18 protein-coding genes are annotated in these 24,208 nt (G+C 64.0%); 12 read left to right on the top strand and 6 right to left on the bottom strand.

Going from position 1 to position 24,208, the window contains the following annotated elements:
* Positions 1 to 78: 78 nt before the first annotated feature.
* Both EA187_RS10480 and nrfH read right to left on the bottom strand, forming a co-directional pair.
* Positions 79 to 1,599 carry an ammonia-forming cytochrome c nitrite reductase subunit c552 gene (locus tag EA187_RS10480; protein ID WP_127780233.1) on the bottom strand — a complete coding sequence of 507 codons (1,521 nt, stop codon included), beginning with the start codon at positions 1,597 to 1,599 and terminating at the stop codon, positions 79 to 81.
* A 68-nt stretch (positions 1,600 to 1,667) separates the two neighbouring features.
* Positions 1,668 to 2,138 carry a cytochrome c nitrite reductase small subunit gene (gene nrfH, locus EA187_RS10485; protein WP_115604083.1) on the bottom strand — a complete coding sequence of 157 codons (471 nt, stop codon included), beginning with the start codon at positions 2,136 to 2,138 and terminating at the stop codon, positions 1,668 to 1,670.
* A 281-nt stretch (positions 2,139 to 2,419) separates the two neighbouring features.
* Here nrfH and EA187_RS10490 point away from each other — a divergent pair, with 281 nt between their 5' ends.
* The 6 genes from EA187_RS10490 (at position 2,420) to EA187_RS10510 (ending at position 12,789) form a co-directional block, all read left to right on the top strand.
* Complete coding sequence (locus EA187_RS10490; RefSeq protein ID WP_127780234.1) at positions 2,420 to 2,962, top strand: hypothetical protein; 543 nt, start codon at positions 2,420 to 2,422, stop codon at positions 2,960 to 2,962.
* Positions 2,963 to 3,113: 151 nt separating this feature from the next.
* Positions 3,114 to 3,629 (top strand): hypothetical protein, encoded by a 516-nt coding sequence (locus EA187_RS20400; protein ID WP_164856183.1) that lies wholly within the window; start codon positions 3,114 to 3,116, stop codon positions 3,627 to 3,629.
* Positions 3,626 to 4,858 (top strand): radical SAM family heme chaperone HemW, encoded by a 1,233-nt coding sequence (gene hemW, locus EA187_RS10495; RefSeq protein ID WP_164856184.1) that lies wholly within the window; start codon positions 3,626 to 3,628, stop codon positions 4,856 to 4,858. Before EA187_RS20400 ends, hemW begins: the two co-directional genes overlap by 4 nt.
* A 300-nt stretch (positions 4,859 to 5,158) precedes the next feature.
* Positions 5,159 to 11,128, top strand: a complete 5,970-nt coding sequence (locus tag EA187_RS10500) for an alpha-2-macroglobulin family protein (RefSeq protein WP_164856185.1) — start codon at positions 5,159 to 5,161, stop codon at positions 11,126 to 11,128.
* 69 nt (positions 11,129 to 11,197) lie between these two features.
* Positions 11,198 to 11,749 carry a cupin domain-containing protein gene (locus EA187_RS10505; RefSeq protein ID WP_164856186.1) on the top strand — a complete coding sequence of 184 codons (552 nt, stop codon included), beginning with the start codon at positions 11,198 to 11,200 and terminating at the stop codon, positions 11,747 to 11,749.
* A 65-nt stretch (positions 11,750 to 11,814) separates the two neighbouring features.
* Positions 11,815 to 12,789 carry an NAD-dependent epimerase/dehydratase family protein gene (locus tag EA187_RS10510; RefSeq protein ID WP_127780238.1) on the top strand — a complete coding sequence of 325 codons (975 nt, stop codon included), beginning with the start codon at positions 11,815 to 11,817 and terminating at the stop codon, positions 12,787 to 12,789.
* Positions 12,790 to 12,831: 42 nt separating this feature from the next.
* Here EA187_RS10510 and EA187_RS10515 read toward each other — a convergent pair whose 3' ends face one another.
* The 3 genes from EA187_RS10515 to EA187_RS10525 all read right to left on the bottom strand — a co-directional run bounded on the left by EA187_RS10515 (position 12,832) and on the right by EA187_RS10525 (position 15,145).
* On the bottom strand, positions 12,832 to 13,731 hold the full coding sequence (locus EA187_RS10515) for an ABC transporter substrate-binding protein (protein WP_127780239.1): 900 nt from the start codon (positions 13,729 to 13,731) through the stop codon (positions 12,832 to 12,834).
* 218 nt (positions 13,732 to 13,949) lie between these two features.
* Positions 13,950 to 14,513, bottom strand: coding sequence for a hypothetical protein (locus EA187_RS10520; RefSeq protein ID WP_127780240.1), 564 nt, complete (start codon positions 14,511 to 14,513; stop codon positions 13,950 to 13,952).
* Positions 14,514 to 14,608: 95 nt separating this feature from the next.
* Entirely contained in the window at positions 14,609 to 15,145 is a 537-nt protein-coding gene (locus EA187_RS10525) for a hypothetical protein (protein ID WP_127780241.1), read from the bottom strand.
* A gap of 372 nt (positions 15,146 to 15,517) precedes the next feature.
* On the opposite strand from EA187_RS10525, the gene EA187_RS10530 reads away from it, so the two are divergent.
* The 6 genes from EA187_RS10530 (at position 15,518) to trpA (ending at position 21,752) form a co-directional block, all read left to right on the top strand.
* Positions 15,518 to 17,008, top strand: a complete 1,491-nt coding sequence (locus EA187_RS10530) for a carboxypeptidase M32 (protein ID WP_127780242.1) — start codon at positions 15,518 to 15,520, stop codon at positions 17,006 to 17,008.
* A 5-nt stretch (positions 17,009 to 17,013) separates the two neighbouring features.
* Positions 17,014 to 17,976: a hypothetical protein gene (locus EA187_RS10535; RefSeq protein ID WP_127780243.1), complete on the top strand. Its 963-nt coding sequence runs from the start codon at positions 17,014 to 17,016 to the stop codon at positions 17,974 to 17,976.
* 207 nt (positions 17,977 to 18,183) lie between these two features.
* Positions 18,184 to 19,209 carry a penicillin-insensitive murein endopeptidase gene (locus EA187_RS10540; RefSeq protein ID WP_115604094.1) on the top strand — a complete coding sequence of 342 codons (1,026 nt, stop codon included), beginning with the start codon at positions 18,184 to 18,186 and terminating at the stop codon, positions 19,207 to 19,209.
* Positions 19,210 to 19,276: 67 nt separating this feature from the next.
* Positions 19,277 to 19,756: an SRPBCC family protein gene (locus EA187_RS10545; protein WP_127780244.1), complete on the top strand. Its 480-nt coding sequence runs from the start codon at positions 19,277 to 19,279 to the stop codon at positions 19,754 to 19,756.
* The gene (locus tag EA187_RS10550) at positions 19,756 to 20,952 is read left to right on the top strand and encodes a pyridoxal-phosphate dependent enzyme (RefSeq protein WP_115604096.1); all 1,197 of its coding nucleotides are present in this window, start codon (positions 19,756 to 19,758) and stop codon (positions 20,950 to 20,952) included. Before EA187_RS10545 ends, EA187_RS10550 begins: the two co-directional genes overlap by 1 nt.
* Positions 20,949 to 21,752: a tryptophan synthase subunit alpha gene (trpA, locus tag EA187_RS10555; RefSeq protein ID WP_127780245.1), complete on the top strand. Its 804-nt coding sequence runs from the start codon at positions 20,949 to 20,951 to the stop codon at positions 21,750 to 21,752. The genes EA187_RS10550 and trpA overlap by 4 nt, the downstream gene beginning before the upstream one ends.
* A 51-nt stretch (positions 21,753 to 21,803) precedes the next feature.
* On the opposite strand, the gene EA187_RS10560 is transcribed toward trpA, so the two are convergent.
* Positions 21,804 to 24,062, bottom strand: coding sequence for a mechanosensitive ion channel family protein (locus tag EA187_RS10560; protein ID WP_127780246.1), 2,259 nt, complete (start codon positions 24,060 to 24,062; stop codon positions 21,804 to 21,806).
* Between the last annotated feature and the right edge of the window lie 146 nt (positions 24,063 to 24,208).

The following is a 24,208-nucleotide window of genomic DNA, read 5'->3' on the forward strand; positions in this document are numbered from 1 at the left end:
GTCAGATCGCAAAAAGCCCCCGCTGCGCGAGCAGCGGGGGCTTTTAACGTTCAGGTGGGCGCGTGTGCGCGCGCAACCTCAGTAGACGCCGGCCGGAGCTTGCTCAGCAGGCGTCACACCTTCGACGGGGGCGGGCTCGGGTTTGACGGGCTTCTCGGTGCCTACTTCGGAGCCTTCGACGTGCTCGGGGCGGGTGGCGCCTCTGGCTTCCAGGGCGGCGATGATGCGGCGCGCTTCGAGCTGAGCCTGGCGGGCCTGGTCGATGGCGTCGGCCAGCACGCGGGCGGCCTCTTGAGGCGCGTGGAAGCCGCGGGAGTTCTCCGAGTAGATCCAGTCGAGGCGGAACTGCGCTTCGCGGTGGAGCCTGTAGGCTTCGGCGAGGTCTTCGGGGGTGGCGCCCATGGCCCGGGCCAGGGCCAGGTCATCCATCATCTCGACGAGCGCGTTGGCGGCGCGGTCGATGAGTCCCTGGGTGGTGTCCTGGATGGTATGCACGCGTTGGCGAAGGTCGGATTCGGAGCCGCCATGGCAGGTCATGCAGCTCGACGCCATATCGAGCAGCGGGGAGCGCACGTGGTGGTTGCTGACCTTCATCGCGCCCATGCGCTCATAGGGCATATGGCAGTCGGCGCAGGCCACGCCGGCAGCGGCGTGGGTGCCGGCGTTGTAGAGCTCAAACTCGGGGTGCTGGGCTTTGAGCATGGGGGTGCCGGTGTAGCCGTGGGTCCAGTCGTTGAAGCCGACCTCGTCGTAGTAGGCGATCTCGTCGTCGACGTTGATGCCCTGTGCCCAGGGGTAGATCACGTGCTTGTCCTGCGGATCGAAGTAGTATTCAACGTGGCACTGGCCGCAGACATAGGTGCGCATCTCCTGGCGGGAGGCGTCGCGGTTGACGTCGTAGTCTTCGATGCCGCGCTCATGCTTCATCAGCGCGGCGATGCCGGCTTTAAAGGCCGGGCGGCTCACGCGCAGGCTCATCGTCTCGGGGTTGTGGCAATCAACGCAGGCCACGGGGTGCTCAATGAGCTGCTCGCCGGAGTCGTCGACGATGTTGCGGGCCTCCTCGTAGGGCATACCGCTCATCTTCACAAAACCCGCCCAGACGTCGCCCTCGCCGGCGAAGCGGTAGGCGGGGATCACCGAGGCGTGGCAGTGCAGGCAGGCGCCGGGTTGCTGAAACTCGGTCACGCGCTCGGTCTCCTCCTGGTCGAGGAGCATGTAGGCGTGGCCGCGGGCCTCGCGGTAGTCGACGGCGAACGCATAGCCAGACCACATCTTTTTGAGCCAGGGATCTTTGTCGAGCTTCTGCATCGGCACCGCGCTGGAGCCCCCGTAGCGGGTGCGTTCATGGTCGACGGTGCGCATGTACGAGTCGTACTGATGCGGCCAGTTCTGCGCCCAGACTTTGGGGTCGACGGTCTCTTCGTCGACCTCGACGACGCGGTAGAAGGGGGTCTGACCTTCGGTGCGGCGCTCAAAGATGTTCATTAAGAGCGCGACGATGATGATGGTGACCCCGGCGGTGAGCGCCACAGCGATGATGTAGCCGCGTTGAAGAGGAAACTTTTTACGAGGGGGATCCGAAGAGGTCTGGCTCATCATCAAACTCCAAAAGACGGGCGAGAAAAACGCGCTCAAGTCGTGGTGCGTACGAGGGGGACAAGGCGTCAGAAGCGCTGCGGGCGCTGGTGGCCGGCGTGGCCGACGCTGAAGTGGCAGTTGACGCATTGAGGGTTGTCGTCCTCGTCGAGGATGGGGTGGACGAGGTCGCCGTGGCAGCTGATGCACTGGTTTTGCAGCACGCGCTGGTTGCGCGGGATGATCTGGATGGGCTCGTAGAAGTTATCGAAGGTAAAGGCCCAGGCGTGGCGAAAGCCGTTATCAGCCTTGGAGATGTATTTGGGGATCAGGCTGTTGGGCGTGTGGCAGTCGTTGCAGGTGGCCACGTTTTGATGGCTGGAGGCCATCCAGGAGTCGTACTGGGGCTGCATAATATGGCAGTTGGCGCAGACCAGCGGGTCGTCCTGGAGGTAGGCGTGGCCGTCGGCGTAGAGGAAGGTAAAGAGGCCGACGCCCACAAGCACTCCGACCCCCACGGCCAGGACGAGCCCGAAAGCATGTGCGGGAATGGTATTCATAGACATCACGGCGTGAATAAAACGTGGATGTGCCTCGGCGGTGATTCGGTCTGTCCAGAGTGAGGGAGGGGCTAAGGGCCGTCAAGGGCGGGGCGGGTGAAGCTCTGTAACTGCGCGCATCGATGTGCCTGGCGAAGATGTATCGCTGAGGTGCATGGAACGTTGACCGCAGGGTCAATTTCGATCGAATAGTAGGCGTTGCGGAGCGTCAAAGGGACGTCGCGAGTCTTGACCGACGTCGAGCTCCGACATGTGAATACGTAGGCCAGTTCGAGGAGAGGATGATGCAGATGCGCTTCTGGAAGGTGTGGGTAGGGGCGGGGTTGGTGCTCTCGTCAGGGTTCAGCGGCTGCGGGCTGGGGGAGCGGGTGGAGGCCATAGATGCCGAGCACAGCGGCGTGGAGCGCGGCTATGAGGAGGGCACGCAGTGTCGCGGCCTGCAGGACAAGCTCAACGACTGTCGTCTGGGCAGGTTGTGGACCGATCCGCAGGAGTCTCCTGATTGCGACGAGGGCTATTTCGAGGATGATGTGCGCGCGTGCCAGATCGCTTGCATGCTCAACGCGACCTGTGAGGCGCTCGGTCGCAGCTTATGCTCGCTCGGTGGTGAGGTGTTGAGCGAGTGCCTTCAGGCCTGTGAGCCTGACCGCGTCTGCCCCGACGGCACCCCGGTGAGCCATCAGCAGTATTGCGATGGGGTGGAAGACTGCGCCGATGGCTCCGATGAGCCAGCCGAATGCGAGGCGTTTATGCCCTTTTTGTTCTGTGAAGATCCGGACTTCTATGAGCGCCGTTACTCCGAGAGCGATGACGATGATGATTGATAGCGCCTGGCGTGGGGGGGAGTTGGCGAGGGGGTCTGCTCGGCGATTGAGCGCATAGCGCGGTCCGGGGGGAGAGGCCGGGCTGTGCAGGGCAGAAGGGAGGGGGTATAAGGGGAGGGAGGTTTGAGGGACTGCCCGCGGGAGAGTGGCGATGGATCCGAAAGAGGTGTTGGACACGTTGCAGCGTCAGCTCAAAGGGCTCTTTGAGTCGGGGACGCGCTACCAGGTCGAGAAGATCGGGGTGGTGGTGGGCTTTCTGGTGTTGGTGGTCGCCAGCGTGGGCTGGGCGATGAGCGGGCCGGATGATGGCAACGAGCTCGGGGCGAGTTTTGGGGATGAGGAGCTGACCAGCCAGCTGGAGCGTCGGCAGTATTATATTGAGAATAAGGGGAGCAAGGACTGGACCGATGTGCGTGTGGTCTTTGATCGCAAATACCTCTACACCACCGATCGCGTTGAAGGCGGGGAGCGATTGACGCTGAACGCCGAGTCGTTGCGCTACTTTTACCATATTCCACGGCCCTGGGGGCGTCAGGACTGGGAGCGGCTGCCCGAGGAAAAGCCCCCCGGGGTGCAGCCGGAGGCGTCGTACAGCCCGAGCTTCGTGCAGATCCGCACGGAGCAGGGGCGCATCGATCTGAAGGTCGGCCAAGAGCGCAGCCCGTGAGTGATAGCGAGGCTTCTGCGATACGCGTAAGGGAGGGGGAGATTGGCGTCTATGTGCATGTGCCTTTCTGTGAGCGGCTCTGCCCCTACTGTGACTTTGCGGTCTCGGTGCAGCGGGAGATCCCGCATCAGGCCTACGTGGAGCGGGTGGCTGCGGAGCTTAAGGCGCGCGCTGGCGAGTTTGAGGGGTACGAGGCGGTCACCCTTTATGTGGGTGGGGGAACGCCCTCGCTGCTCTCTGGCGAGGCCCTGGGAGCCCTTTTTGAGGCGGTTCGGGGTGTTGTGAGCGTGCACGAGGGCGCGGAGGTGACGCTGGAGGCCAACCCCAACCAGCTCACGGCGGCGAACCTGGCAGCCTGGAAGGAGCTGGGGGTGGAGCGGCTCAGCGTGGGGTGCCAGAGTTTTCAGGATGCGCAGCTCAAGGCGCTGCGTCGCAATCATTCGGCGGCGCAGGCCATCGAGGGGGTGGAGCGGGCGCTGGAGGTGATGGAGCGCGTCTCGATCGACCTGATGTTCGGCGTGCCCGGGCAGACGATGGGCTCCTGGGAGGCGGACCTGGCGGTAATGCAGCGGTTGGTGGAGGAGCGGGGCCTCGACCATGTGAGCGCCTACAACCTGACGGTGGAGCCGGGCACGGCCTTCTGGATTCGGCGCAAGCGCGGCAGCCTGAGCCTTCCCGACGAGGATACGAGCGCGAATTTTCTGGAGAGGTTGGTTGAGCGCACCGCCGAGGTGGGGCTGTGGCGTTACGAAGTCTCGAATTTTGCGGTGCCCGGAGGGGAGAGCCGCCATAACAGCGGCTACTGGCTCAGGCGGCCTTATGTCGGCGTGGGAGTGGGGGCGCATAGCCTGCGGGTTGCGGCCGACGGCCGCTCCTGGCGGCGGGCGAATGCGAAGAAGTACGCCGAGTATATGGAGCAGGCTGAACCGGGAGCGCCGAAGAGCGAGGAGGCGCTGAGCGCCCGGGAGTCCTTTGGGGAGCATCTTTTTCTGGGGGCGCGAAGTCGCCTGGGGCTCGATCTTTCGGGGCTTTTTGAGCGTTACGCCGGGGTGCTCTCGCGAGCGGAAGAGGCGCGGGTTGGCGAGGCGGTCGAGGGGCTGGAGGCGTTGGGGTTGTTGGAGCGCCTCGATGGCGACCGGGTTATCTGGCGACCGACGTTGCGGGGGCTGGATCTGGGCGATACGGTCGCCGAGCGCCTTTATCTGGCGGCAACGCCGGATGATATCTGAGCGTTCGCGTGGGGGCTGGCCGGCCAGCGATGCAGGCATGACTTCGGGGGCCGGTCTGGCGGGGAGCTGACCACGCTCGGTAGGACCCGATATCCCTACAGTTTGCGTGGTGTGTAAGAATTCTTGAGCCCTTTTTTGGGAGGGTGAAGGTGTTTGTTTTCAGCAGGTTAGGATGGTTTTGGGGCGCGATGCAGTACGCGCTTCTTAAATAAAATAGATCGAAATGAAGGCGGCTTCGTACAAGGTGCTATGGCGAGGTACGCCGACAGATGTTCAGACGACCAGGAAGACGAGGAAAGCATGCGAGCGATGAGCGCGGGCAGATGGGTAGCGATGATAGTGGCGGCAGCGCTGATGGCAGGGTGCGGCTCAAAACGCTCGTCGGTGGACGGTCTGGCCGAGGGACAACTCGGTGATACCGAGGCTCCCCCGGTGATGGGCGGAGCGCTGGGTGAGGATGAGGGGTACGATATGGTCAAAGCGGTGCGTGGTGAGGAGCTCTCCGACGAGGATGTCGCGCGCCTTCTGGGGCGGCTGGAGCCGCTGGAGGGCAAAGAAGGCGATGAGGTTGCGTTTCGGCGCCGCAGTGACACGTTGCCGCCGGCGGTGCCTGGAAAAGAGGTCAGCGAGGCGTGGCCTCCCGATCTGACGCAGGTGGTGGGCGAAGCGCCGGAGGCCGGTGCGCTCGAAGTGCTGGCGTTTCGGCCCGAGGGGGCGGTGGAGGGGCCGATTCAGCTCTCGGTGAGCTTTAGCCGCCCGATGATCGACGTGGGGGCGGTGGGTGAGGCGGAGGCGCCGACGATCACGATCGAGCCGCAGCCGGAGGGGAGGTGGCGCTGGTTGGGCACCCGCACGGCGGTCTATGAGGTGAGCGAGGCCTGGCCGCGTGCGACGACCTATCAGGTGGAGGTCGCCGCCGGGGCGACGTCGGTGGACGGCTCGACGCTTGAGAAGGCGGTGCGCTTCGGCTTTGAGACGCCGCCGGCCCAGGTCAGCGCAGTCTATCCGCGCCACGGGGTGCAGGCAGCGGATGCGCCGGTGCACGTGGTGTTCAATCAACCCGTTCCCGACACGATGGTCTCGAAGATTCGTGTGCAGGCGGGGCGAACGTCTATCGGGATGCGTCAGGTCTCTGGCGAGGAGGCCGCGGCGCTTCAGGAGGCCGGAGGTGTTAAGGAGGCGGCGGCGGAGGGGCGCGTGCTCACGCTTGTGCCCACCGAAGCTTATCCGGACGGTGCGACCGTGCGGGTGTCAGTGGCCGCGCCGATTGAGAGTAAGGAAGGACCCGTGCTGGGGCAGGAGGGCTTTGAGGGCAGCTTCCAGGTTCGGGGGGCGTTCAGGGTGGTGAGCGCGGGGTGTTACGGCTCGAATCCATGCCAGCCCGGAGGCTCGTTGCATGTGGAGTTGAGCAATCCCATGGCAGCCGACACGGACTTTAGCGGTGCGGTGAAGATGGTGCCGGAGGTGCCTAATCTTCAGGTCATCGGCACGGGCAACAGGCTGTGGCTCACCGGCGACTTTTTGCCGAAGACGACGTATGCGATCGAGGTTCGTGCCGAGCTCTTCGACGCGTTTGGTCAGCCTTTAAAGGGGGAGCGTCGCCAGCGGGTGACGATGGGCGCCTACCCTGCATTTGTGGCCGGGCCGCCCTCGGAGATGTTGGTGATGCCTGCGAATTCTGTGGCGAGTCTGCCGGTGATGCTCGGCGGGCTGAGCTCGCTGCGCGCGAGGGTCTTTAAGGTTGAGGCGGCGGACTATCCGGTGTTTTTGCAGTCGCGCGATGAGTCGCCGCGGACCGGCGATCTGGTGGACACGCAGATGTTCCGTTTTGGTGGTGAGGAGGTCGACGCGCGCCATGAGGTTGAGGTGGCGCTGGGCAAAGCGCTCACCGGCGCGGGCACCGGTCAGGTGCTGGTGGTGCTCGATGAGCCGACGCCCTGGCCGGAGCAGCGCTGGAGTCAGAAAAAGCCTTCCTGGTCGTACTGGGTGCAGGTCACCGATCTCGCGCTCGACCTGACCAGCGATCAGAGCACTCTGGAGGGACAGGTCACCTCGCTGCGCAGCGGTGAGCCGCAGAAGGACGTGCAGCTCGTTGTGGAGGGCCGAGAGGTTGCCCGCGTCAACGATCAGGGACGCTTTACGATGGCGATCCCTACAGAAGCCGCGGTGTTGGAGGTCCGACAGGGGAGTGATGTGGTGATGATGCCGCCCAACGCGCAGACGGGCTGGTGGTCGGGGCAAGGGTGGAATCGTCGCACGCAGTCGGAGGTCGACCAGGCAGTCTGGTATTTGATCAACGATCGGGGCATGTACAAGCCCGGAGAAACCGTCACGCTCAAGGGCTGGGTGCGCGCTCGCGAGCCGGGGCCGCGCGGAACGCTTAAGGCATTGAATGGCACGCAGCAGGTGACCTACCGGGTGCGGGAGTCGCGCGGCAACGAGATCGCCAGCGGTACGGTGGATGTCGACGGCTTCGGTGGCTTCGAGTTCGACGTGGAGCTGGCCGATAACGTCAACCTGGGGTGGGCGAATGTGCAACTCTCGGTGGGGGCCCGGATTGCCGGGAAGACGACCTCGCATAGCTTCCATATTCAGGAGTTTCGTCGGCCGGAATATGAGGTCAGCGCCCGAGCGATTGGGGAGCCGCACCGCACCGGCGAGGAGAGCCGTTTTGAGGTGGAGGCCGCCTATTATGCTGGCGGCGGTCTTGCGGGAGCGCCGGTGACCTGGCGTTTTTCGGAGAGCGCGACCAACTACACCCCGCCGAATAACGAGGGGTGGACCTTTGGCGCGTGGCGGCCTTACTGGGGGCGCTGGGGCTGGCAGCCTCCGTCCCCGCCGCAGGTGTTGCCCGAGGCGTTGCGTGGCGGCCATCAGAGCATGACGGACGCCCGGGGCATCTCGGCAATCAACGTGGGTTGGGAGGCTCCCGACGACGGCCTTCCTCGCCGCGTGCAGGCGACGATGTCGGTGATGGACGTCAACCGCCAGAGCTGGGAGGCCAGCGCCAGCGCGCTGGTGCATCCGGCGGCGGCCTATGTGGGCATCAAGAGTGAGCAGACTTTTGTGCAGCGTGGCGAGGCCTGGGAGGTGCTCACGCGTGTGGTCGACGTGGATGGCGCCGAGGTCGAAGGGGCGAAGGTTCAGGTTGTGCTCTACCTGGCGCGCAACCCCTGGAACTTCACCGTGGACGATGCCGAGGCCATTAAAGCGTGTTCGCCCGATGGTGAGGGGCGCTGTGTCTTCAAGGGGCTCTCGGCCGGGTCGTACCGTGCGGTTGCGACGGTGGAGGATGAGGCCGGTCGGAGCTCGGTGAGTCATCTTGGCGTGTGGGTGGCCGGTCAGGACACCCGTGGTGCGGATCTGGTCGAAGAGAAGCAGCTCGTGCTCATTCCCGAGCAGGAGACCTATAAGCCTGGCGATGTTGCCCGGGTGATGGTCAACGGGCCGTTTTATCCGATGGACGCCACCGTGGAGCTTCGGCGTCAGGGGCGCTACGAGACGCGGCAGGTGCGCCTGAGCGCGGAGAACCCGGTCGTCGAGATCCCGATCGAAGACGCAATGACCCCGGCCCTCACGCTGACTGTGCAGAGCGTCGGCGTGGGCGACGCGGCCTCGCCGGAGGCCTTTGCGCGCGGCGAGCTTCAGCTGAACGTGGAGCCTGTCGAGCGTCGCTTGAGCGTGGCGATTGAGCCCGCAGAAGATCACGTGGAGCCGGGCTCAAAGCTCGGTGTCGAGGTGAAGATCACCGACCACGAAGGTAAGGCTGTGAGCGGTGCCAATGTGGCGCTCTTTGCGGTCGATGAGGCGGTGCTGGGGCTCTCAAACTATGTGCTGCGCGACCCGCTGAGCATCTTTTACCCGGAGTTTTCTGCAGGGGTGTTTGATATGCGCACGCGTCGCTGGTTGATCGTGCCGCCGACGCCTGAAACGGCCGAGCCGGAAATGGTTGCTGACGACCTCGCTTTCAGCGAAGGGGCGGAAGAAAACATGGCGTTGGGCAATCTGGAAGGGCGCGGTGGTGGGGGAGCGGAACCGATGGCCAAGCGGATGGCGATGGCCGCGCCCGCTGCGGCCGCTCCCGGCGGAGCGCCTGCCCAGGCGAATACCCCCATCTCGGTGCGCGAAGTCTTCGACGCGCTGGCCTTCTTCGATGGCGATCTTGTGACCGACGCCGAAGGGCGCGTGCGCGTCGAGCACACCTTGCCCGATAGCCTCACGCGCTACCGCCTGATGGCAATCGCGGTCGAAGGCGACCGCCGCTTCGGGCACGGTGAGTCTCAGGTTGTCGCTCGCCTCCCCTTGATGGTGCGCCCGTCTGCGCCGCGTTTTGCCAATGTGGGCGACCGCTTTGAGCTTCCAATCGTGCTGCATAACCAGACCGATGAGGCGCGCACCGTCGACCTTGCGCTGCGCGCGGTCGGCGGGCTGAAGTGGTTGGAGCGCCCCGGACGTCGGGTGGTGGTTCCGGCCAATGAGCGCGTGGAAGTGCGCTGGAAGGCAGAAGCGACGTCTGCCGGTGAGGTGCGTGTGCAGGTGGCCGCGGCCAGCGGAAGTTTTGCCGACGCCGAGCTGATCACGATGCCGGTACTCACGCCGGCGACCACCGAGGCGTTTGCGACCTACGGCTCGCTTTCGGATGAGGATGTGGTCCGCGAGATGATCAAGGTGCCGGAAGACGCCTTTGCGCAGTACGGAGGCCTGGAGTTTTCGGCCTCGTCCACGCAGCTGCAGGCGCTGACCGATGCGTTCATCTACCTGACGACCTACCCCTACGCCTGCTCCGAGCAGACGGCCAGCCGCCTGATGTCGGTGCTGGCGCTCTACGATGTGCTCGAAGCATTTGAGGCCGAAGGCCTGCCTTCGGTTGAGGAACTCAAGGCGGCGCAGCAGGAGTGGGTCGACCAGATCTTGCAGGCCCAGCGCGGCGATGGCGGGTTTGGGTTCTGGAAGGGAAGTCGCGAGTCCTGGCCCTTTGTGAGCGTGCATGCCACCCACGCGTTGTGGATGGCGGGTGAGGCGGGGCTTAAGGTTCCGGCAGGTGCGATGCAGCGCGCCCGCGCCTACATCCAGCAGGTGGAGCGCTACACCACCGAATACGGGCCGCGTGCCCGCGCCACGGTGGATGCGTACGCTCTGCACGTCCTTGGGAAGATGGATGTTGCCGGTGAGCGCGAGCTTGATGCGGTGGTGACGCGCCACGGCATTGAGGTGCTTCCGCTTGAGGCGCTGGGCTGGCTCTTGCCCCTGGCCGAAGGCACGCAGTGGGAGCGGCGCTTTATGCAGCGTCTTCAGAACAACGTTCAGGAGACGGCAGCCACCGCCGAGTTTCAGGAGGCCTACGAGGCCGGTGCCTACCGTGTGCTGCACTCCGGTCGCCGCACCGACGCGGTGGTGCTCGACGGTCTGATGCAGGTCGACGTCAACAACCCGCTCGTCGAGAAGTCGGTGCGCGGGCTGATGGCTCACCGCACACGCGGACGCTGGAGCACGACTCAGGACAACGTCTTTGTGATCCTGGCGATGCGTCGCTACTTCGACACCTTTGAGTCGGCGAATCCGGAGTTTGTGGCGCGGGCCTGGGTGGGAGATGTGCATATTGCCGAGCACAGCTTCTCGGGGCGTACTGGCGAGCGCTACGCGGCCGGTGTGCCGATGTCGTACCTCCAGGAACTCGACGATGCCACGCAGCCGGTGGTCATTGAGCGCGATGGCCAGGGGCGGATGTACTATCGCCTGGGCATGCGTTACGCGCCCCAAAACCTCGATCTTCCGGCCAGCTCGGAGGGGATGGAGGTGGAGCGTATCTATGAGGCCGTCGACAACGAGGATGATGTGCGCCGCGCCGACGACGGGGCCTGGGAGGTCAGAGCGGGAGCGCGTGTGCGCGTGACCTTGACGATGACCCTGCCGGCCAGACGTTACCACGTGGCCCTGGCCGACTGGCTTCCGGCGGGCTTTGAGCCGATCAACACCGAGCTTGCGGTGAGTGAGGTGGAACCTGGCCTCCAGGGTGGCAGCGCCAAACGCCCGGGCTACTGGTGGTGGGGCTGGCGCTGGTACGAGCACCAGAACACCCGGGATGAGCGGGTCGAGGCGTTCAGCTCGCTTGTGGGGCCGGGTGTGCACACCTTCAGCTACGTGGCGCGGGCGACGACTCCGGGTGAGTTTGTGGCGCCGCCGGCCAAAGCCGAGGAGATGTATCACCCTGAGACCTTCGGTCGTTCGGCGACGGAGCGGGTGCGGGTGGTGGCAGAAGCGGCGCAGTGATGCCGTGTCCTGGCGAGCGGCCAGCGCTGGTTCGCTCGCCAGGGATAACTTCGATGGATGGGAGTGAGGATGCGCGGAGCAAAGCTGGTGATAGCCCTGATCGTCGCCGCTGGTGTCGGAAGTCTTACTACCGCGGTGGTGGCGCAGACTGAGAGCGCGCAGCCGGTGGTGGTCAACGCCCACCGGGTGCAACAAAGGGTTGGCGACGATAGTCAGGTGCGCGTGGCCAACCTGCTGCGTGGCGAACAAGCCTATATGGGGCGATGGGCACTCGCGCCCAATGCCCAGACCTCGCCGCGTAGGGCAGCGGCGGAGACGTACCTCTATGTGCTCGAAGGCAGCGGCGTGGCGATGATCGCCGGGCAAAGCTACATCGTCGGGCCGCATATGGCGGTGTACGTACCCGCCGGCGCCGAGCTGAGCTTCACCAATGGCGCGGAGCGCCTGGTGGCGGTGCAGGTGTATGCGCCCGGTGAGGAGGCGGCGCGTTATCAGGAGTGGCGTCTTCGGGACGACGGAGAATCCTGGCCCCGGCGCCGCACCCGACCCCGGGTGCGAACTCGCCAGTCCGCGCTGCCGGTTGAGGCGCCTTCCGCCCGGGAGCTTACCTTGCAACCCTGAGAGCGGTGCGCATCCTTGCCCCACACCGACTTAAACGCCACGCGGCACTGGCGAGAGGATGTGAGATGGGCAAGGAACCTACGATCCAGCGAGTACTATTGACCGGCGCGACCGGCTTTGTCGGAAGTGCCCTATACCCCGCGCTGATCGACGCCGGCTTCGACGTGGTATGCGCCACGCGAAGCCCCGAGCGGGCGCGCCGCAAGCAGCCCGAAAAGACCTGGGTGGGGCTCGATGTGGAAGACGACGCGTCGGTGCGGCGCGCCATGGAAGGCTGCGACGCGGCGTATTACCTGGTCCATCGCATGAGCGATGCCGAGGACTATGAGGCGCGAGAGACCTCCGCGGCCATGAATTTTTTGGAGGCTGCAACGCGCGCCGGTGTGCACCGCATCGTGTATCTAGGCGGGGTCAAGCCGCGGCGAGAGCCCTCGCGGCACCTGCGCAGCCGGTTGGTGACCGGTGCTATTTTGCGCAGCGGCGATGTCTCGACCATCGAGCTTCGGGCGTCGATGATCATCGGCGCGGGAAGCGCAAGCTGGCGGCTTCTGCGAGACATCTCGGTGCGCCTTCCTTTGATGCTCTGCCCGCGCTGGTTGCGTAACCGTACCGAACCGGTGGCCATTGAGGATGTGGTGCGTGCGCTGGTGGCAGCGCTCACGCTCAGGCACGAAGGCAGCGCCAGTTTTGATATACCCGGCCCCGAGGTGGTGACCTTTCAGGAGTGTGTGCGTCGCGTGGCCGAGGCGGTGGGCAACGACCCGGTGATGGTCAACGTACCGCTGCTCACCCCCCATCTCTCCACCTACTGGCTGCGCCTCGTCACGGGTACCAACGTGCATCTGGCCCGCGAGCTGGTCGAGGGGCTCAAGAGTGATCTTCTGGCGCGTGACGCGCGTTTCTGGGAGTTGGTTGGCGTCGATGACCTCGTCTCCATTGACGAGGCCATCGCACGCGCTCTGGCCGAGGGGCCTTCGACAGGCAACACGTATGAGCGGGCGATCAAACGCGTCTACCGCGACCCCCACGCCAGCGCGTGACGTGGGAGCTTCGAGCGACCTTTGCCCGGAAGGGCGCGTGGCTCAGCGCAGCACCAGCGCGTTGGTCCAGTAGGTGGACTTTCCAGGGCGGCTCTTGATCAGCGCGTTCTCGGCCATCCAGGCTTCAAGTTGGCCGTAGTAATCCTCACTCATCGAAAAATCGAAGGTGAAGCAGGGCACCGTGGCGTCAAAAATCGCCTGGCCGAGCTCGGTATCAAGCGAGTTCTCGGTGGCCTCATTGTAGATGGCGCGCGCCTCTTTCGGGTGCTGGTGAATGAAGTCGATGCCGCGCCCCATCACCTTGAGCAACGCATCAAAAACATCGCGTTTTTCGTCGAGCAGAGCCGGGCTCGTGATCAGAATCAGCTGGCAGAAGTCCGGTACGCCCCAGTCTTTGAGCGCGAAGAAGTCCGCGTCGACGCCGCGGTGGCGAGCCTCGACCACCTCAAAGTTATAAAACGCCAGCGTGGCCACATCGGCCTTATCTTCGAGCAGGGCGTCGGTGTGGTAGAAGCTGTTGTTCACCCGCTCGAAGTCATCGGACGTGCAGTCGCCGCCGTCGGCGCGCACCATCGTGCCTACGATCGCTGGCCCGCCCGGTCCCGGTGCTCCCGGGTACTGGATGCGCTTGCCGACCATGTCGCGGGGGCGCTCGATGCCCGAGTTTTTCAAAAACATCACGCCGCCGTTGGTGTGCAGAAAGCGGGCAAAGCCCACCACGGCATCGCCTTTGGCCTTATCTTCCACCAGGTGCAGGGGCTCGGTGATCGCCACCTCCATCTCGCCGCGCGCAATCGCGTCGACGGCGTCGAGGTGCTCGGCGGGCTCAATGAGTTCCAGCTCGATGCCGGCATCCTTGAACCAGCCTTTGCGCTGGCCAATGAGAAAGGGCAGGTGATCGGGGTTGAGGAACCATTCCAGTCCCAGTCGCAGCTTTTGCATCGTAGACCTCGATAATTAGGGTGCGGTGCATGTAGGTGAACGTACGCAGCGATCGCAGATTCGCGGCGAGGAGGCAAGGTGGGAGGTGGGGAAGGTTGGGGCGTTCGGGGAGTTTCGGGGGTAAGAGATACGACCGGATGCAAAAACGCCACACGGCACCTGGGAGGTGCGGTGTGGCGTTCTTTCAAACATATAAAAATGAAGCGATGCCACCAGAGCTAGTCGATGATCTGATCCGCGCGTTGGGGGCAGTGCGAACCTTCGGGGGCGATGGTTTCGTAGTACTCAAATCCGAGACCGGCTGGCCAGCCAATCTCCGTGAGACGGTCTTCGGGAACGCACACGATGTCATAAAGACACTGACCGGTGTCCTTCTCATATTTAATGGGCCACCAGAGGCAAGGCGTCTCTCGGATCATGGTCTCGGTAGGGTTGTTGATGTCGAGCCATATGGCCGGATTTCTGCAGTACGAGTAATACTCGGGGATGGGGCCGGTGTCTCCAAAATGTTCGTCGCAATACTCCCAGCTTCCGCCGAACCCGTCTTCGGTGCGAATGCAATAGGGACCGCGGTAACCATTGAAGTTATGATCCATCCACTCATAATAGGCTTCGGAGTAGAGGAAGTAGGCGCTGTCTGTGCAAAGAGGAAGTTCAGGTGGGGTGGGTTCTTCGAAACTAAATACATCGTGATTTGCATTGCCATCGTTTGATGTGGCCTGAGAACAGGCCAGCGTCGACGCAAGCATGATCGTTTTTATAAGCCGTGCTGATGTCTGCATCGATCCCGCCTGAGGTTGTGGGGCCCGTAATCTAGTATTCTTTCAAATAAAACGTCGGGCGTCGCGGTGCATTGTGTTGTGATGTGTGTGTTGGATCAGCCCTCACTCGGTGGTTGCGGCCCGAGTCCGGGATTATTGTTTTCTTCAGGACACCCATCGTAAAAGTCTAAATCAGACCCTTCGGGCCAGCCGATCTCATGCAGGCGGTCGCGCGGGACACATGCAAAATCGTGGAAACAATTGCCTTCATCATCTTCGCCGAGAAGCGGCCACCAGGTACAGGGGGGTTGGCGATTAAGTTGCGTGCCGTCAGAGGTCGAGATGATCGGGTCCTTGCAGTGGTAATAGTACTCCTCAATGGGTTCAGATGAGCCACAATGCCTCGACGTACCTCCAAATCCATCGTCGCGAACGCAATAGGGGCTTTTGTCGGCGTGTTTTAATAGACTCCATTGCAACATATAATCGGTCTGAAATTCCATTTGATCCATATCTGTGCAACGTGGTGGGCGAACGTCGACATCTTGATCGCCAGCATCCTCAGCGTCCACGGAAGACGCTTCGGAGCAGGCGACAAGGGCCACACAACACACGCCACATAGAAATTTTGATAAACGATAAAACGCACGCATAGATCTCCTGAAGACGATGGGGTGCGGGGGCTTAAGATAGCTGTGCATTCACCCTGTGGGGGGAGGGCGTTGTGGTCAAGGTGGAATTTCGCCATTCGTTAAGACGGGAGGGAGGCCGGATGGCGAGACGTTGGCGAGGATGGGGTAAGTTGTCGCGTGCAAAAGGTTTTTCTGGAGGGCAGTCGTGCGTCAGCTGAACCCGCGAGCGGGCGGCAGGTGGGCGCTACGAAAAGAGCGCGATTGCGACTTGAAACTTGAAAGCAACGCCGCCTCATGGGTAGGTTCTGCGCGAGATGGCCTCCGTTGGCGGTGCGCGTGGCGCGCGCGGCCAGGGTATGAGCGCCAGGCAACCCGCAACATCAGGACGAAAAAATGAGCGCTTACGCAGAGTTGGCAGAGCATTTTGGGAAGATCGGTCGGTTGGGCGACGCCGTCGGCGTGCTCTACTGGGATATGGCGACGATGATGCCGGCCGGGGGCGCCGAGGCGCGTAGCGAGCAGATCGCGACCTTGCGGGTGATTCACCACGAGCTGCAGACCGACCCCAAACTCGCCGCACTTTTCGAGCAGGCCGATGGCGAGTCGCTGGACGCCTGGCAGAAGGCCAACGTCGAGGAGATGCGCCGGCAGTACACGCACGCCACCGCCGTGCCCTCGGATCTGGTGAGCCGGTTGAGCCGCAAGGGCGCGCAGACCGAGATGGTCTGGCGCTCCGCTCGCGCCGATAACGACTTTGGCCGACTCGCGCCGCATCTGGCCGAGACGGTGGAGCTTGTGCGGGAGACGGCGCGCATCAAGTCCGAGGCGCTGGGAGTGTCGCCTTATGATGCGCTCCTCGATCAGTATGAGCCGGGTGGGTCTTCCAGGAAGATCGACGCCATCTTCGATGACCTGGCGGGTTTTTTGCCAGAATTTCTCGAAGCGGTGCTCGCCCACCAGGCCGCGCAGCCCGAGGCGGTGATGCCCACCGGCGATTTTTCGGTCGAGCGTCAGGAGAAGGTCGCGCGCGAGCTTATGGCGACCCTGGGCTTTGATTTTGAGCATGGCCGACTCGATACAAGCCACCACCCCTTCTGCGGCGGGGTGCCTGATGATGTGCGCCTGACGACCTATTATGATCCCAGCGGTTTTATTAAGGGGATGATGGGCGTGATGCACGAGACCGGGCATGCGCTCTATGAGCGAGGGCTTCCGGTGGAGTGGCGTTACCAGCCGGTGGGCGCGGCCAGGGGCATGAGCGTGCACGAGAGCCAGTCCTTGCTGGTGGAGATGCAGGCCTGTCGCAGCCGGGCGTTCGCGACCTACGTGGCGCCGATCTATAAGGATGCGTTCGCCGGAACTGGCGATGCCTGGGAGGTCGACAACCTCTACCGCGTGATGACCCGGGTGGAGCGCAGCCTTATTCGCGTGGACGCCGACGAGGTGACCTATCCGGCGCACGTGATCCTGCGCTACCGCCTGGAGAAGGCGATGCTCTCGGGGGATTTGCAGGTGGCCGATCTTCCCGGGGCCTGGCGCGAGGGCATGAAGGAACTCCTGGGCATCGAGCCCGAAGACGATCGCGACGGCTGCATGCAGGATATCCACTGGATGGACGGCACCATCGGCTACTTCCCGACCTACACCCTGGGGGCGATGACGGCGGCGCAGCTCTTTGCGGCGGCCGACCGTGAGCTGGGTGATGTGGAGGCGCAGCTTGAGCGCGGGGAGTTCGGCGGGCTGATGGGCTGGATGGGCGAGAAGATTCACGCGAAGGGCTCGTTGCTCTCGACCGACGCGCTGTTGACGGAGGCGACTGGCGAGACCTTGAACGCGCGTTACTTCAAGGATCACCTGCGCCGCCGCTACCTGCCCGAAGGATGAGTCTGTTGGTGGATGTAAAGACGATGGAAAGAACGCCGCGGGAGGAGGTGCCGCGGCGTTTTTACGACGAACTTGAGGGGTGGCTTGGCCTGCTTGACGCCAAGAACGCGGCATTGCGTACGCGCATTGATGCGCTCAGTGCGGCGTATCCGAGTGCGGTGAGGCTTGCACGGGAGCTCGAGACGATCGTGGCGAGCGATGAGCGCTTTGCACGGCGGCTTCGCGACTGGCCCTGGGGCGAGAGCTATGGGGCGTTGCTCGGGGAGTGGCGCGAGCGCTTGAGCGCAGAAGATGGCGCCGACCGCTCGGTGGTGTGGTCGTGGAGTGAGACTCGGCAGCGCTTCTTGGCCGCTGGCGCGGGCACCGGTTTTCGGGGAGGGAACTCAAGCTGTGCACGTCTGATCGAGGCGCTGGTGGTGGAGGCCGGGGAGGTCTCCTACCCGATCATCTTCAACCACGACGTGGAGATGAACCATCGCGCGGTGGCCCGGGCGGCGGCGATGCTGCTCTCGAAGCTCGCCGCGCAGCGGGCCGGCGAGGAGGTCGGTGGAGACAGCGTGGCCTTTGAAGAGGATGCGGCGAGGGGAGAGGCCCGGGAGGTGGGACCGGAGCGCGAGCTTGTGCGGCAGATTGAGGATTTTGTCACGACCGACCCCCGGGCGCACGAGCAGCGCTGGGTGATGGAGCGTGCGCGAGGGCCGGTGGAGGAGCGCGAACTTCGGGAGGCCGGTGGAGCCCGGGTGCGCCTTGTGGTGGAGCGTGCGCATCTGCGTGTGCGTCGCATCGAGCAGGCGCGCAGCGAGGTGGTGCGAAAGCGCCATCACGTCTTTGTGGATCCCGCTCCGGAGCAGATCCACGACCGCTACTTTGCGAGCGAGGAGGCGTTGGACGAGGCCGTGGAGCGCTGGCTCTGTGAGCGCATTGAGGCCGGCTTTCGCGTGTTTGCTGAAAGGGCCTCCGAGGTTTGAAGGGTAAGGTCCGGTGACTATGTTTGTGTGGGTTAAGTGCCTGAAAAATAAGGGGATGGGGCGGTGTTTGGGGCCGCGGTGGCGCGCATCAGGCCCCGGTGCGCTGGCTTGACTTTGAAGTGGAGCTGGCATAACCGGGAGGGTGTTTTGCCTTCTGCGCAGCTCCCCGGTGAGCGACGTATCTCAGATTTCCAGGAGCCAGAGACAATGGTGCAACGACGCAAAAATCTCTCATGGGTAGGATGGATGACCGGGCTTTTGGTGGCCCTGAGCAGCTCCACGGCCCTCGCCGCCGACACTTCCGCTGAGGAAGAAGTGCGCTACCACCAGCTCGCCGATGGCGAGACGTTGGGTACGGTGGCGATGCAGTATCAGGTGGGCATTGATGAGCTGTTGACCTGGAACGATCTGGAGAGCGTGCATGTGCCCCCGGAGACGACGCTGGTAGTCAAGAGCAGCGAAGAGGTCCAGGGACCCTCGGAGCCGCTGCCGGTGATTCATGTGATTCGTCGTGGCGACACTTTTGAGGGGATCGCGCGCCGCTACGGGGTGACGATTCGCCAGGTGCAGCGTTGGAACCGTCGTTTGAACCCGCGTCGCCTGCAGCTGGGCGCGCAGGTGCGACTGCATATCCCGGGGTCCAATGGCAAGTCGGTGAGCTGGGGGGCGGCCAACGGCGGACGCCTCTACAACGGGGTGGCGATGCAGACCACCCCGGGTATGCGCGTGCGCAATGTCGCGCGCTCCTACGGGACCCAGCGGGTGGTGCGCCTCTTGCAGGCCGCCGGCGCGGATGTGCAGGCGCGATGGCCGGATGCCCCCGACCTGGTCGTGGGAAGTTTGAGCGTGCGCAACGGTGGAAGGCTTCGCCCACATCGCTCTCACCAGAGCGGGCGTGATGTGGATTTGACCTACTACCACCGTGGCAACGTCGAGCTTCCTGATTTTCGCGATATGAGCGTGGAGATCTTTGATGCAGTCAAGAACTGGCATCTCTACAAGACGCTGATCGACAGCGGGCAGGTCGAGTTCATGTTTGTCGACTACCAGCTGCAGCGCTCGCTCTACGATTACGCCATCTCGATCGGCTACACGCCCGAAGATCTGGAGCCGATTCTGCAGTACCCCCGGGGCGCTAACGTGCGCGCGGGAATCATTCGGCATTCGCGGGGGCACCTCAATCATGTGCATATCCGCTTTACGTGTGGCCCTGAGGACCGCAACTGCCATTGAGCAGTCGTTGGGCGTCCGATGATGTGTTGAAGATGGTCTTACGCTCCACCCAGACAGAAGGTGATGTATGGCATGGATTGAAGGTTCGGCAACGAAGACGGTGGTGATGAACGCTCCCCTTGATGAGGTGGCCGAGGTGTTTGCCTCGCCGGCTCAGCTCAAAGAGTGCATGGAGAATCTGGAGCGTTTTGAGGTGGTTGATGAACGCACCTACCGCTGGTTGCTCAAGCCGATGGGTGCCAAAGGCATCACCTTTCAGGGGGACTACACCGTGCGCTATGAGCGTGAGGGCGATGTGGTTCGCTGGGAAAGCCTGGAGGGAGGCACGATGAAAACCCGCGGAAGCGCGCGTTTGCGGGAGGTGGGAGCCGGGCGCACCGAGGTGAGTTACGAGGAGACGCTGGCCAGCGATCTTCCGATTCCAAAGTTGGGCGCGAAGATGTTTCGACCGATCGTCGCGCGCGAGATTGTGCGCGGCGTGGAGAGCTTCCTCGACCAGGTTAAGCGTTACGTTGACGCCGGGAAGCATCGCAGCGGTCAGAGCTGATGGGCAGCCCGGTCTGTGGCGCGTTTGGAGAGTTCGGGGGACGATTTGTAGCCGAGGCGCTCTGGTCGCCGCTGGCCGAGGTGGCGGGGGCGTTTGAGGAGGCGCTGGGCGATCCGAGCTTTGGGGCCCGGGTGCACGGCTGGGCCGAGCAACGCCTTGGTCGGCCCACGCCGCTGACGCACCTGGGAGGGCTTTCGGATGCGCTGGGCGGTGCCCAGATCTGGTTGAAGCGTGAAGACTTGCTCAGCGGGGGCTCCTTTTGCGGGGTTGTGGCGCTGACCCAGGCGCTGGTCGCGGTGCGGCTGGGGCGCGGGGAGCTTGTAGGGGAGACGGCCACCGGTGATTTCGGGGTGGCGCTGGGGCAGGTGGGGCTCGCGCTGGGGCTTAAGGTGCGCGTGTTCATGACCCGCGACGATATGGCGGCGGAGCCCGCAGCGGTCCGGCGCATGGAGGAGATGGGGCTTGCTCTGGAGCCGGTCGAAGGTCCGGCCCGCGGACGACGCGGGGCGATGGCCGAGGCGCTGCGCTACGTGGCGTGTGAGCCGCAACAAGCCTTTTATGTGACGAGCTCGCTTGCCAGCCCCGATCCCTATCCGCGCATGGTGGCGTTTGGTGCCGAGATCATTGGAAATGAGTGCGCCCGTCAGCTTCGTGAGCGCGGTGTGAGCGCGGACTATGTGGTCGCGCCGGTAGGAAGTGGCGGGTTTGCCTGCGGACTTTTTGGTGCTTTTGTGCAGGAGGGCTCGGTGCCCGGTGTGCAGCTTGTAGGGGTGCAGTCCGGCGGCGATGCCAGCCCGACCAGGGGCGCAGCCAGTCTCGTCAGGGGGGGAGTGGGAGTGCATATGGGAACGCGCTCCTTTGTGTTGCAGGATGCGCTGGGGCAGGTCGTCACCCCGCTGACCGATGCCGCCGGGATGGCCATGCCGGTGGTCGGTCCGCAGCACGCGCGCTGGATGCGCACAGGCCAGGTTCAGTATGTGGAGCTTGCTGACGCGGAGGCCTACGCTGCGGTACGCACGCTGGCTCGCTCGGAGGGCATTCTGGCCTGTCTGGAGAGCGGCTACGGGCTGGCCTACGCGCTGCGTCTGGCCCCGACCCTCCCCGAAGATGCGCATGTTGTGGTGGGCTTGAGCGGCGACGGGGCGCGGGACCTGGGGCGCCTGTCGCGCGCACGCGGCGAGGGAGTTTCATCATGAGTGAGCGTCTCACCATGCTGGAGGAGCGCGCCTCGGCGCGTCGCCCTCTTTTGATGGTAGCGCTGGTCGCCGGCGATCCGCACCTGGACGCGACGCTCGATTATATGGGCATCCTGGCCGAAGCCGGCGTCGATATGGTCGAGTTGATCGTGCCCTTCTCCGAGCCGGCCTACCACGGGGCGGTATTGCAGCGGGCGATGGCGCGCGCGGTTAACGAGCACCTGGACTGGGCCCAGATCGAGGAGATTGCCGCGGAGTTTCGGCGCTCCTATCCCTCGGTGGCGCTGGTCGTGTCGAGCTATCTTAACCGTTTGATGGTGGCTCCGATGGGGCCAATCTTTGAGGGGCTTCAGGCCGCCGGAGTCGATGCGTTGTGGATTTACGACCTTCCGATGGAGGAGTCCGCCGAGGTCGAGTCGTACAGTGAGGCCGCAGGGCTTCCGCTGGTGCGGGCGGTCTCGGCGACCACCTCGTTGGAGCGCTTTCGCGAGATCGCGCGCCGCGCGGAGGCTCCGATCATCTGGACGGGGCACAGCGGCGGGGAACTCACCCTGACGGGGGAGGCCTTTGAGGAGCGGCTGCGCACCTTCGGTGAGTACACGCGTCGGCCGATCGTTGCGTCGATGGGCGTCACCACCGGCGCGGAGGCTCAGGCGGTGGTGCAGGCGGCCGACGGGGTGCTCGTGGGAAGCTCGGTGGCCTGGCTGCTGGAGGGGCGAGGGCCGGATGTGAAGGAGCATCTGCGCCGTCACGTGGTTGAGCTTCGATCCCGGGTCGATGAGGTCGCCGGCCAGGGGTGAGGCCCGGGTCCGTGGTGGTTGTTTCGAGACGTGCAGGGGGCTGCCGGGCGCTCAGTCTTCGGACTTCGAGGGGCTATGCGACTCGGCGCTGGCCGCTTCGCCGGAGGCGCGCTCGGAGCGCCGGGGGCCAAAGCCCAGCTGGCGATTGACCTCGGGCAAAAAGTCCACGCTGCGCAGGTGCACGTCGCGCTGGGGGAAGGGGATCTCGATGCCTGCCTCGTGGAGCACTTCCCACAAAATGAAGTTGAACTTGCCCCGGAGTTTGCGCTCGGTGGTGCTGCGGCAGTCAAAGTGCACGAGCAGCTCAAAGTCGATGCTGTTATCGCCAAAGCCCACAAGCCAGACGTCCGGAGCGGGGTGGGGCAGGATGTTGCTATCGCGGCTGGCCGCCTCCAGCAAAAGCTCCTCAACCTGACGCGGGTCGGAGTTGTAGGAGACGCCGATCGGGATATGCACGCGCACAATGGAGTCGTGAAAGGTCCAGTTGATGATGCGCCCGCTGACGATGTCTTTGCTCGGAATGAGCATGTCGTAATTATCCGGTGTGCGCACCACGACGCTGCGTGCCCCCACCGCCTCAACGCGGCCGTAGACGTCGTTGACTGAGATGAAGTCGCCCTTTTTGACGGCGCGGCCAAAGAGCAAGATAAAGCCGCTGATGAGGTTTTCGGTGAGGTTTTGCAGGCCGAAGCCGATGCCCACGCCCAGGCTGGCCAGCACGACCATCACCGCCGAGGGCTGCACGCCCAGCGCCACCATGCAGAGCACAAACGCGATCACGATCAGCGCGTAATTGATAAGGGTGTTGACCGCGTAGGCCACGCCCACATCGACGTTGAGCGCCGGATAGACTTTGGCGTTGAGCAGGGCCTTAAAGAGGCGAATGGAGAGGATCGTCGCCACCACGATCAGCACAATCGTGAGCAGGCTGTAGATGGAGATGGCGACGTTGCCCACCGAGAGGAAGGGCACTCTGAGCAGCGCCACAACCGGCTCGTAGAGCGCGAGCAGGCGAAGCGCCAGGGTGATGACCAGCAGGCCCCCCAGCGCCAGTGTCCATTGCTCGATGGCGCGCAGGAGCGGAGAGGTCAGGGCGTCTTCTTCGTTCTCGGTCTCATCGCGGGCCTCTTCGGTCTTGTTGGCCACGAAAGCGCGCAGGCGCTCGGCTGCTGAAAAGGAGAGCGTCAGCAGCACGATCAGCGCATAGCCGCGCGCCAGGATGAACGTCGCCGCGTGCACGAAGCCGGCGGCGTTGAAGAGCAGCAGCGCGATGGTGACCGCGAGCATCCCGTAATAGTTTGCCGAGATGGCGCGGCGTACCATCGCGTAGAGAGGAGAGCGCTGGGGGGCGGGCAGAAGCGCCAGCACAGCGTCGCGTGCGAAGAAGAGATAGATCGGCGCCAGCGCCAGGGTCAGCCGAAACGCAAACGCGACAAAGCCGATGGCGTCCGGGCGATAGTCGAAATGGTAGAGCGCGGTGAGCAGGAGCAAAAAGCCCAGGGAGATGCGCAGCGTGATCAGCGCAAAACGCTCCAGGCGCAGGTAGTGAGAGGTGGCCCCGGGGTCGACCGGGCTTAAGCGCAGCGTGGTCACGATCATGGCGTGAGCAGCGCGGTAGGCCAGCAGCCACCAAAGCGCTCCGGAGAGCACCCGGGTCCAGGCCACGCTGGAGAAGGCCGCCTGAATCGGGAAGTAGCTCAGCGCCACCAGCAGCGCGATGGCCGCCGCTCGCCCCAGGAGCAACGCCAGGCTGCGCAGAACGCTGGTCAGCCAGGGGGAAAGATCGATGTGCACCAGGATCTGGCTGCGCCGGGCGACACGCTGAGCCTGGCGGTCGAGCAGAATAAAGAGGACCGCGAAGATCAGCAGGATGAGGATGGGCATTGCCCAGTCCACCAGCATCCACGGATTGATCTGGGCGATACTCTCGCGCAGGTCGCGCAGGCCGTCCCAGAGCGCGTAGGCGTCGATGAGGAGGTTGTCGGCCAGGCTCAGGTCGAAGTGCAGGGGCTCGCGAACGAGAAAGTCGGCGTAGTTTTGTTTCAGGAGCGTCTGCGCCTGGTCCAGGCCCGGCTCCACTGAGTGCACATCGACCCCGGGAGCATCCGGTGTTTGTTGGGAGCTGCTCTCGTCGGAGTTGGAGCCCGTACCACCGCTCTCCTCGGAGGATGGAGTCGGGCCGACAAAGGGGAGGTCGGGTTGTTGCGCGTGAAGCGGGTTGAGCCAGGCCAGGCTGAGCGCAAGGAATGCGATCGTCGTCAGCACAAAGCCCAACGTCGGGCGTGACTTTTGAGGCTGAGAGTCGAACATAGATGCCGGGCCGTCGACGGAAGATCATCGGGGAGGTGAAGGTTTCGTCATCGCGAGCGTCAATGTACGTGGCGACGCTGCATTCGTCACCTGCGCTGCTCCCCCCTCGTTCCGGGGCTTCAGGTGGGGCTGGTGGTGGTCTGAAG

Source organism: Lujinxingia sediminis (assembly GCF_004005565.1).
Lineage (GTDB): Bacteria > Myxococcota_A > Bradymonadia > Bradymonadales > Bradymonadaceae > Lujinxingia > Lujinxingia sediminis.